The sequence below is a fragment of the Candidatus Ruminimicrobium bovinum genome, assembly GCF_902760015.1.
Lineage (GTDB): Bacteria > Elusimicrobiota > Endomicrobiia > Endomicrobiales > Endomicrobiaceae > Ruminimicrobium > Ruminimicrobium bovinum.
Genome location: NZ_CACWEU010000105.1, coordinates 1 through 9,321 on the forward strand (window position 1 = coordinate 1; position 9,321 = coordinate 9,321).

Here is a 9,321-nt window from a genome sequence, read left to right on the forward strand (position 1 = left end):
ATAAAATTTTCACACCTGTTTTATTATTCATTTTTAGTTTTGGAATTTTTTAATTTCCTCTTCAATAATATTACTTATATTTTTCTTTGCACATCTTGAAGCGGCAAATAAAGCATTTTTAACGGCTTTTGAATTTGATTTTCCGTGCCCTATAATACAAGTACTGTTTACGCCCAATAAAGGAGCACCGCCCGCTTCGTCATAATCGGCTTTTTTGCGAACACTTTTCATTGCCAACTTTAAAAACGGAGTCGCACCCCAATATAAAGGGTTTGCTTTTATACTGTTTTTTATAAGTTTCAAAATCATTTCGGCAATGCCTTCACTTGACTTTAAAAATACATTCCCCACAAAACCGTCACAAACTACAACATCGGCTTTTGCCTTGGGAATATCGCCGCCTTCAATATTTCCTATAAAATTCAAATCGGTTTGCTTTAAAAGTTTACTCGTTTCAAAAACCAATTCGTTGCCTTTTGTTTCTTCTTCACCTATCGACAAAATTGCAACTTTAGGATTTTTAACACCCAATACGGATTTTGAATAAATATCACCCATTATTGCAAACTGCAAAAGATGTTCCGGTTTACAGTCAACATTTGCACCGGCATCAACTATGGTACATCTGCCCGAAATTGTAGGAAAGCTTATTGAAATTGCAGGCCTTGAAATACCGGAAATTCTTTTGAAATATAAAAGAGATGTCGCCATGGCAGCACCCGAATTTCCCATGGAAATAAAAGCATCGGCCTGTTTTGCGGCAACCAATTTACAGCATACAGCCATGGACGAATCCTTTTTATGCCTTGCGGCATTTGCAGGATGTTCACCCATTTCTATAATTTCGGTGGCATTTACAACCCGTATTCTGCTTTTATCGAAAGAATACTTCTTTGACCACTTATCAAGCTGTGCATATAATATATCCTGTTTACCGACAAGTAATATATCATCGTCGGATTGCTTAACGGCAAGTATTGCACCCTCAACATTAATATCGGGTGCTTTATCTCCGCCCATAGCATCCAAAGCTAAAATCATTTATTTTTGTTCCTCTTGATTTTCTGCTTCAGGTTGTTGCTGAACTTTAGATTTTTTAACTTTTTTCGGAACTATTAATTTACCGTTATAAAATCCGCATTCAGGGCAAACTCTGTGCGGCATTTTAGGCGCACCGCAATTTGAACATTTACCTGAATTTTCGACCTCTATTTTTGAATTAGCAGACCTTCTGCAATCTCTACGATGCGGAGTGTGTTTTCTTTTTGGATTTGGCATATTTCCCCCAATTATTTTTTATTTGTTTCCATTTTTCTTCTATAAATTCTTTATTCAAATTTTCCGAACAATTACAATCCTTAATGTTTCTGTTATTGCCGCACACCTGACAAATTCCCTTGCAGTTATCGGAACACAAAGGTTTCATCGGAATATTTAAAATTATGTTCTGCTCTATAACATCGGTAATATCAACCGAACCTTCCTGCTTTGTAAAAGAATACTCAAAACTTATATCCGTATTCTTATCGAAAATTTCCAAACATCTTGAACATTCAAAAGCCATACTTCCGGTTATATTACAAACTATATTTACAACTTCATCATATTTATTTGCATCTATTGATAATTTTAAATTTGAATTTTTAACAATAGTTCCTTCATTATTAAAAGAATACTCACACGGACCTATCTTTAAATTATCCGACTGTTTAAAATCATCAAAACTGAACACATATCGTTTCATATTAAAATCAAATTATATTTGTTAGCCAAAATTTTGTCAATATACTTACCATACAATTTACAAAAAAAATATTTAAAATGCAATGTAATTGCACATAACCGCATAAAAAAATTTACAAATATCTGTTTTTAAAACGAATTAAATTATAATATGCTAAAATATTAAATTATGAGCAAAATAGAATTACTTGCGCCAAGCGGAAATATTGAAACTTTTTTAGCAGCAGTTGATGCCAGTGCCGATGCCGTATATATAGGAATGAAAAATTTCAGTGCAAGAAACAAAGCCCGCAATTTTTCTTTCTCGCAATTAAACGATTTACGTCATTATACAAAAGAAAAAAATGTAAAAATCTTTGTTGCCTTTAATACATTACTGCAAGAAACGGATATAAAAAAAGCATTTAATTGTTTGGAGCAGCTTTCTTTAATAGAACCGGATGCTTTAATTGTTCAGGATTTGGCTGTTGTAAATATTGTTAAAAAATATTTCCCGAATTTAAAACTGCATGCCAGCACACAACTTGCAATACATAACAGTTTAGGTGCAAAAAAGGCAAAACACTTGGGTTTTAAACGTGTTGTTTTGGCGAGAGAACTTTCCTTTGAACAGATAAAAAAAATAAAACAGGAAACAGATATCGAACTTGAAATTTTTTGTCACGGAGCATTATGTTTTTGTGTATCCGGCTTATGTTTGCTTTCAAGTTTTATAGGCGGTTACAGCGGTAACAGAGGTTATTGCACGCAACCTTGCAGAAGATTGTGGACAATAAATAACAAACATGGCTATTTTTTATCTCCCAAGGATTTACAACTGGCAGATTATATACAACAAATAAAAGATACCGGTATAAATTGCCTTAAAATTGAAGGCAGGATGAAAAGTAAAGATTACGTTTATAAAACGGTTAAAGCTTACAGACTTTTAATTGATGCTTCAAAAGATAATTTTAATAATGCGCTTACACAGGCAAAAGCCATTTTAAATTTTGATTATGCCAGAACAAAAACTACTTTTAATTTTAATTTTCCGGATAAAAATATTATAGAGCCGGAAAAATCAAAAAACATAGGTTTATTTTTGGGAACTGTTGAAAATAAAACAACCGAAACTTTTGATTTAAAAACAAAATATACCGTTAATGCAGGTGATAAATTACGTATTGTCGCTGCAAAACAGGACACAAACTTTATAATACAGGTACAAAATATAAATTTTAAAAACGGAGTTTATACGGTTTTTTGTAACGAACAATTTATAAATAACGGTTTTGATGTTTTTAAAATTGCAGACACTTCAACAATACCGTCCGCAAACAGCGAAATAAAAAAATACGATTTACCGAAAAGTGTAAATAAAAGTTTACATAAACCGTTTTTTAAAAACAACCTTACTCTTCCCAAATTATTTATAAGGATTAATAATTTGAAATGGTTAAATTTAACCGAAAAACTCAATTCAAAAATTATAATATGTTTACAGCATGATAATTTTGATCAAATTAATATGCTGAAAAATAAAGATAAATATTATTTTGAATTACCGTCTTATATTGATGAACAAAATTTAAACGATTTTAAAAACATATTATTAAAACTTGTAAAAAATAAATGCCAAAATTTTTTTATAAATAATTTATCTCATTTTGAATTTTTTAAAAATTTAAACGTTAATCTTTACGGCGGTCAATTTTTATATACTTTAAACACTTATGCGGCAGAACTTTTGGAAAAGAACAATATTAAAGCTTTTACAATTTCGTGGGAAGATAATTTAAGCAACATAAAAAATTTATCGCATAATTTAAGTAATAACCTTATAGTATATCTGTTCGGTTTCCCTAAATTGGCAGTATCAAAAATGACAACCGATATAAAAAACAAAACAGTAATAAAAACAAACAAAGATAATTTTCAAATTTTAAAAGATAATAATTTTATTACGATAATACCGAAATATCCTGTTAATCTTTTTGAATATAAACAAACATTATTAAAATTAAAAATTAATTCTTTCGCAATAGATTTATCGTATATTGAACCGGACGGCAATTTTATAAATTTATTAATTAATTGTTTAAACGGAAAAATAAAATCAAATTCACCGTCAACTTTTAATTTTGAAAAAGTTTTACAATAGCGGTTTTTTGATGTATAATATATATTTGTGTTATTTACAGCAGATTTTTATGAAAAACTTAAAAGGAAGTTTGGTTAAATTCCAACACTGCCCCGCAACGGTATAAAAGTCCGGTCTATTTAAGTTTTCTTATTTTCCGAGGGGAAAAATGTTCAAAAAAGCAGTATCAATAATTTCTTTGTTTGCATATCTTATTACGGTGTTAATACCTCAAAACATATTTGCAAACAGTCCTATACCAAAACAACCTTTATCGGAAATACCGCAACTTTCGGTTTTAAACGACACAAATTTAAAGTTCGGTAAATTATTTGAAACAAATATTACCGATTATAAAACAAAACCGGATGTATTGATTATTTTGGATATGCATTGCCAACCGTATGTTCAAAAAAATATCTGTTCAATTATTAAATATTTTGACACACGGTTTGATGTAGATAAAATTTTTATTGAAGGGGCTCCAAAGGGCTATGTAGATATTTCGGCATTTGACAATATCGATAATGATATAAAACAAAAAGTATTTGAAAAAATGTTAAAAAACGGCTTGTTAAGCGGCGGTGAATATTTTTCCTATCTTGAAAAAAAATCCAAATTATACGGCATTGAAAATTTTGAGTTATATAAAAAATCGTTACAAAAATACTATTTGATATTAAAAAATAAAATATATTTATTATCCGCAATAAATACCGCACAAAAAAATATAAAAAAACAAAAACTTAAATTTTATTCCGATGATATGCTTATATATGATAAAATTTTTTCCTATAATAATTTCGAACAAGATAAAAATCTTATCTTATTAAAAAACATAATAAATAAAACAGGTGTTGAACTTAAAAACTATCCCGACATTGAAAAATTTATTTTAATAAAACAATACGAACAACAACTTAAAAAAGAAAAATACGATACTCAAACCATACAACATTTATTGGCAATGTTAAAAACAAAAATGCCGTTTAACAAATACAATTTGTTACTTAATAACCTAAAAAACAAAACCGTTGAAGAAAGTTTAATTTATATCTATGACTTTGCAGGAAATTTTTTAGAAAAAAACTCTTTAGGTTATATAAACGTTTTATACAATAAATATCGTATTGAAGAAACTTTTAGCATAAACAATTTTTTAAAGGAAAAAGAAGTTTTACAAAACGACATAAGAGAAAAACTTTTTAAGCAAGAAAACATTTCCAAGCTTGTTTTTGCCGATGAATATTTAAAATTATTAAAAAAATATGCGGAACTGAAATTAAATTTTAACGAAGCAACTCAGCTGTTCTCGGATAAAGACAAATTTAAAAATATCGTTTCAACATCAAATTTTATTAAAAACAAAAAAGAAATTTTAGAAATTACCGACAATGAAATTTTGCAATCGTATTATCTTGACAACATTAAAAGAAATTCAATTTTTGTTGACAATATAACGGCAGAAATAAACAAAGAAAAAACAAGTATCATAATAACCGGCGGTTTTCATAAAAATATTATTGATATAATGGAAAAACAAAATTTAAAATATGCCGTTATTATGCCTAATTCCGTTAAAAACAATTATACCACGTATAACAATGTACTTTCCGATATCGTTATTTATAATTTTAATGCATTATCGGACGGGCTTTTTGTAACCGGAATTTCCGTATATAAAATAAAAACTTTTTTATCTTTATTAACGGAAGAATTAAAATTAAAAAAATTAACAGAGAGCCAAATAAGCGAATTTATAAAAAACATAATAAATAAAAACAAAAATTTGTTTAACAAAATAAATTCGGAAAATTTTATTTATTCAATAAAAAACTTTTCGCTGAAAACTTTATTTATAAAAACAAAACAATTTGTTTCCGATATTGTTTACAAATTAAAATTTAATTTCGAATATGAATATAATAGCGACGATGAATCATCCGTTGATAAAAAAACAATAAAAAATATGCAAAATAACGTGCGTTTTTTTATGTTAATGCAATTGGTGCTCGGTTTTAATTTATTTGTTTCTTTTGATACTTTGTTTATGCAGGCAAGCGGATACAGTTTAGCATTAATATCTTTAGTATTTGCAGTATTATCCCCCGTAACTTTTGTAACTTCAATAATAGGCGGAATGATAAGCGATAAAGTTTCAGACAGAAATATAATAGTGGCTGCACTTATATTACAAACAATAGGAACAGTTTTCTTTGCTTTTTCCGGAACATCCGTATTGTTGTTTATTGCTTCACAGGTTATACCTGCAATAGCCATTGCTTTGAACTCACTTACTTCCGGACCTTTCTTATATAAATCTCTGGATAATATGAAACAAACTGATAAATTCGAACAACTTTACGGATTCGGTTTATCTTTAAAATGGGCTATAATGGCAACATCCTCGTTAATAGGCGGGCTTGTTGCAGCATACTTATCAAATGAATTCTGCCTTATTTTATTAACGGCAATTCCAAGCATTGCAGCTTCTTTTGCAAGTTTAAAATTTACACACAGCGAAAGAATAACATCAAAAGCTGAAAATAAAAAATTCTCAATAAAAGATAATTTAAGCGGCTTTATGCAACCTTTAAAACAATTATATACTCAAAAGGAAAGTTTAGGTTTTGTAATAACAAACATAATAGTAAACAATATATTTTTCGTAGTTATGTGCTTTTTTCTTCAGCCGGTTATTTTTACTACGGGAACGGTTTTTATGCTTGCACCTGTTTATTTTGCCGCAAATATATTACAGGCCGCTTCTTCATATTTTATAAGCAAAACAAATTTTATTTCAAAAAACAAAATACCGAGAAATATTTTCTTCATTGCAACTGCAGGGCTTTTCGGTTTATTTATTGTAACCGGAAATCCGTTCTTGTTTATGGGAATATATTTATTAATGAATTTATGGCAAGCTTCGGCAACTTTAACCGAAACATCAGTTGTTTATGATATGTTGGATGATAATATAAAAACAAAATGGCAATCGTTTAAGTTAATTACGGGAATGTTGGTATCTGCAGTAACACAGGTTTCAATATCCGGTTTACTTGCTGCGGGTTTCTCAAATAATTCAATTATTGCGGGAGCTGTTGCAATTTTAACTGCAAGTTCAATTCTTTTGTCCGCTTTATTTAAAGACAAACAAAATAAAAATAACGAAATTTCCGAACCTGACACGGATATAATAAAGCAAATATTATCTTGCGCATAATATTTTATCTCAAGCCGGATTTTGTATTCATTATTTTTTCGGGAGCAAATTTATGTTAAAAAAAATGTTTTTTGCCAATACAAGAAAACCTAAAGGTTTTTTAGGTAAATTAATGATAAACAGAATGAACAAAGGACATGCCAACCTTTCCGACTGGGGACTTGCTCATTTAAAAAATATTAATCCGTTACAAATTGCCGATTTAGGTTGCGGCGGCGGAATAAATGTTGCAAAATTAATAAAGTTATTTCCAAATGCAAAAGTAACGGGTTTTGATTATTCAAAAGTATCGGTTAAAGAATCCCAAAAAGTTAATGATAAAGAAATTAAAAAAGGTATTTGCAGTATCGTTCAGGGTGATGTTTCAAAAATGCCTTTTGAAAATGAAACATTTGATATTATAACCGCATTTGAAACTATTTATTTTTGGCCCGGCCCTTTAACAAGTTTTAAAGAAGTTTTCAGAATATTAAAAACCGGCGGAACATTTATGATAGTCAATGAATTTGACGGAGTAAGCGAACGCGAAAAAAAGTATGAACAACTTATAGACGGGCTAAAACTTTACTCGCAACAGGAATTAATTGATTATTTAAAACAGGCGGGTTTTATAAATATTATTCTTGACCATAACATCCAAAAGCATTGGCTTACCGTTTTAGCAAATAAATAAATTTTATTCCGACACAAAATTTTAATATCTTGAACGACAAACCTGTAAACCAATAACCCTATAACCTAAAATTATTATATGTTCCAAATGGAAATGGCATTTGCCATACTCGTTAAAGCTCTTGGTTTGTCGGTTAAACATATTAAACTGCCATATCCTATTTTTTCTTTCAAATTATTCAGTATTCTAAAATTATTAATATCTTCTTTTATAGGATTACTTGTTTGTTTTATTTCTACCGGATATAAATAACCATTTGTATAAATAAGCAAGTCAATTTCTACTTGATTGGAATCTCTATAAAAATAAAATTCCGGAGTTTCTCCGTTGTGAATATAAGATTTAATTATTTCCATAACAACAAATGTTTCAAATATATGTCCGCTCATAAGCGTGTTGTATAATATTTCCGGACTGTTTAATCCTAATAAATAACAACATAAGCCCGTATCCGTGAAATATATTTTAGGGCTTTTTAGTATTCTTTTTGATATGTTTTTATAATAGGGTTGCAATAAATAAATAATGCCGGATGTTTGTAATATGGATAACCATGATTTCGCCGTAACGGATGTTATACCTACAAGTCTTGAAATATCGCTTAAATTTAATTCTTGTGCGGTTCTTGAAGCAATTACTTTTAAAAACTGAATAAAAGTTAATTTGTTTGAAACATTTATCAACTGTGAAACATCTCGTTCAATATAAGTTTTAACATAAGATGAATAAAATGTTTTCCAATCAATATAATTCGAATTTTTTATGGAACAAATTTCTGGAAAAAAACCTTTCCAAATTATATTAAATGTTTCTTTTGTGTTAAATGTTTTTAATATAGGCAATACTTTTTGTTTTGGCAAAAAAGGTTTTTGTTTATCGGCTTTGTTAAATAATTCATAAACAGAAAATCCTAAAATATTAAATATAGCTACCCTGCCTGCCAAACTTTCGGTAACATTTTTCATTAAGTTAAATTGTTGAGAGCCGGTTAACCATATTTGTCCTTTGGAATTATTAACATCAACTACCATTTTTATATAACGAAATAATTCGGGAACATATTGAATTTCATCTAATAACAGCGGAGTTTTATTATTTTCAAAAAATGCTTTTGGTTGTTCTTTGGCAAAAGCCATATCCATCGGATCATCAAAAGTTATATATTGTCTGTTTTTTTCTTTTATTTGCGCCAAACAAGTTGTTTTTCCGACTTGCCTTGCTCCTGTTAATAAAATGGTTTTAAATTTTGAGGATGCTCTTTTTATTATTTTTGATATGGTTCGCTCTTTATACATTATTACCTCTTTTAATGCTACTATATGAAAATTTAAAGTAATACTTTAAATTTTCATAAATAGTATATATAAAAAGAATTTAAAATGCAATATGTTGTTTATATTGTATTTTCTCTATAATTTTTTCAACAACAGAATGTCTCGTATTTTTATATTTTAATTTGGTAAAATATACCGCATTATAAAAATATCGCCTGTTAAGAGAAAAAACAATGGATAATAAAAAAGAAAATAAAAAGCAAAGATATATAACTTATAAAAACGA

Annotated in this window: 7 protein-coding genes and 1 riboswitch; of the genes, 3 read left to right on the plus strand and 4 right to left on the minus strand. The window is 28.6% G+C overall.

Annotation, left to right across the window (positions count from 1 at the left end; genetic code table 11):
* Nucleotides 1-33 precede the first annotated feature (33 nt).
* Genes plsX through ACMUOV_RS03860 form a run of 3 tightly spaced genes read right to left on the minus strand, consistent with a single transcriptional unit; the run spans nucleotide 34 to nucleotide 1,744 of the window.
* Entirely contained in the window at nucleotides 34-1,041 is a 1,008-nt protein-coding gene (gene plsX, locus ACMUOV_RS03850) for a phosphate acyltransferase PlsX (protein ID WP_413853798.1), read from the minus strand.
* The gene (gene rpmF / locus ACMUOV_RS03855; RefSeq protein WP_413853799.1) at nucleotides 1,042-1,278 is read right to left on the minus strand and encodes a 50S ribosomal protein L32; all 237 of its coding nucleotides are present in this window, start codon (nucleotides 1,276-1,278) and stop codon (nucleotides 1,042-1,044) included.
* Nucleotides 1,241-1,744 (minus strand): YceD family protein, encoded by a 504-nt coding sequence (locus ACMUOV_RS03860; protein WP_413853800.1) that lies wholly within the window; start codon nucleotides 1,742-1,744, stop codon nucleotides 1,241-1,243. The genes rpmF and ACMUOV_RS03860 overlap by 38 nt, the downstream gene beginning before the upstream one ends.
* A gap of 168 nt (nucleotides 1,745-1,912) precedes the next feature.
* On the opposite strand from ACMUOV_RS03860, the gene ACMUOV_RS03865 reads away from it, so the two are divergent.
* The 3 genes from ACMUOV_RS03865 (at nucleotide 1,913) to ACMUOV_RS03875 (ending at nucleotide 7,761) form a co-directional block, all read left to right on the plus strand.
* Nucleotides 1,913-3,886 (plus strand): peptidase U32 family protein, encoded by a 1,974-nt coding sequence (locus tag ACMUOV_RS03865; protein ID WP_413853801.1) that lies wholly within the window; start codon nucleotides 1,913-1,915, stop codon nucleotides 3,884-3,886.
* A 38-nt stretch (nucleotides 3,887-3,924) separates the two neighbouring features.
* A riboswitch (adenosylcobalamin (AdoCbl) riboswitch) is annotated at nucleotides 3,925-4,040 on the plus strand.
* Nucleotides 4,035-7,088, plus strand: coding sequence for an MFS transporter (locus ACMUOV_RS03870; protein WP_413853802.1), 3,054 nt, complete (start codon nucleotides 4,035-4,037; stop codon nucleotides 7,086-7,088). (Overlaps the previous riboswitch by 6 nt.)
* 52 nt (nucleotides 7,089-7,140) lie before the next feature.
* On the plus strand, nucleotides 7,141-7,761 hold the full coding sequence (locus ACMUOV_RS03875; RefSeq protein ID WP_413853803.1) for a class I SAM-dependent methyltransferase: 621 nt from the start codon (nucleotides 7,141-7,143) through the stop codon (nucleotides 7,759-7,761).
* Between the two features lie 74 nt (nucleotides 7,762-7,835).
* Here the strand turns inward: ACMUOV_RS03875 and ACMUOV_RS03880 are convergent, their stop codons facing one another.
* Nucleotides 7,836-9,056 (minus strand): ATP-binding protein, encoded by a 1,221-nt coding sequence (locus ACMUOV_RS03880; RefSeq protein ID WP_413853804.1) that lies wholly within the window; start codon nucleotides 9,054-9,056, stop codon nucleotides 7,836-7,838.
* Between the last annotated feature and the right edge of the window lie 265 nt (nucleotides 9,057-9,321).